The 1,768-nt window shown below is 44.2% G+C and carries 2 protein-coding genes; both read left to right on the forward strand.

The genetic code is table 11. The features are described 5' to 3' along the window. The coding region (locus RMO79_RS14925) for a HAMP domain-containing sensor histidine kinase (protein WP_310483967.1) at positions 1-903 on the forward strand (903 nt) is incomplete at its 5' end. Positions 904-1,084: 181 nt separating this feature from the next. Then, on the forward strand, positions 1,085-1,768 hold a 684-nt coding region (locus RMO79_RS14930), incomplete at its 3' end, for a GAF domain-containing protein (RefSeq protein WP_310483968.1).

Below are 1,768 nucleotides of genomic sequence, written 5' to 3' on the forward strand. Positions count from 1 at the left end.
CAAGGTCTAACTGCTGTTTGCATTTTAGCAACTCTGGCTACTATCCTGGCGATCGCCATGCGGATTCGTCGATCGCTTCAACCGTTACAAGAAATGAGCCGGATGGCGGGAGCAATTTCCGCAGCGGATCTGAATAATGCCCAATTGCAACTCAACAATGCACCAACTGAAGTTAAGGAATTAGCCCAAACTTTTAATATGATGCTATCGCGGCTGGGGGATGCTTGGGAACAACAACGGCAATTTATCGGCAATATTTCCCATGAGTTACGCACGCCATTAACGGTGGTATCGGGTTATTTACAGAGCTTATTACGGCGAAGCAATAACCTTAATGATTATCAACGAGAAGCCTTAGAAACGGCAGGAGCAGAAGCCGATCGCACGATAAAATTACTTCAGGATTTATTAGATTTGGCACGGGCAGATAGTGGATATACTCGTTATCATCTAGCACCAATACTATTAAACGATCTGGTATCTGAAGTAGCCGATCTAACCGGAGAATTTGGCAATCGAGCTATTCAAGTTGCAGCTACAGTCAATGTTGAAGCGATGGTCGATCGGGATAGGTTAAAACAAGTATTAATTAATCTCTTAGACAATGCGATTAAATATTCTGAAGCAGCACAACCGATCGAATTAATTGTCGAACAAATCGATAAACAGGCAATCATTCGAGTACGCGATCGAGGGATTGGAATTCCCCTACAAGATCTCAGCCGTATTTTTGAACGCTTTTATCGAGTCGATGAAAATCGCGCCCGCACGACTGGCGGACATGGATTGGGTTTAGCGATTTCCAAAACATTGGTAGAAGGGATGGGAGGTAAGATTATGGTGCGATCGATATTAGGTGAAGGTAGCGAGTTTTCGATCGTTTTGCCGAACTCCAGCGGTTAAAACCGCTGCTTGTGATGCGAAGTCCGCCTTCGCGGACTAGTTTATTAGTCCGCGAAGGCGGACTTTGCATCATTAGCCACGATTACTCTACGAGAACGCTCCGCGAACAATCGTAGGCATTTCTATAAGTAGCAACTTTGGTTAATTATCAAAAAATCGATTGTTTTGGAGCGAATAAATTGTGGTGGATCGAGTGTTAGTAGAATTGATGGTCGTCGCGATCGACAGGCTTCAGGCGGAAATTTTAGAACGTGAAAAATCCGAGCAAATCCTCAGATCGATCGTCGAAGGGACAGTTTCAGCTACAGGTGTAGATTTCTTTCGATCGCTAGTTCGTTCCTTAGCGCAAGCTCTGGGTGTCCGTTATGCCTTCATTAGTGAATGTATGGATGCACCACCCTCTCGCGTTCGTAGCTTTGCCTTTTGGGTGGGAAAAGAATTTGGTGAAGAATTTGAATACAATTTAAGCGGTACCCCTTGCGAACTAGTTATCGAAAGTAACAGTTATCAATGTTTTCCCGATCGAATTCAAACCTTATTTCCTGAAGAAAAAGATGAATTTGAGGCAATGGAAGCCCAAAGCTATGCCGGAATTCCGTTGCTAACTTCGACAGGGGATTTGTTGGGGCATCTAGCGGTATTAGATGATAAATCGATGGAATCTAATCAGCGCAATCGGGCAATTCTGGAAATCTTTGCAGCACGAGCGGGTGCAGAAATGGAGCGGTTACAAATCGAAAAAGCATTAGCCAGACTAGCCGAAATTGGTGAACTAGCAGCCACGATCGTCCATGAGGTACGAAACCCCTTAACCACGATTATGATGGGATTAAATGCCTTTAAAAAGCTAGAATTGACCGATCGA

The organism is Chamaesiphon sp. VAR_48_metabat_403, assembly GCF_031422475.1.
Classification (GTDB): Bacteria; Cyanobacteriota; Cyanobacteriia; order Cyanobacteriales; family Chamaesiphonaceae; genus Chamaesiphon.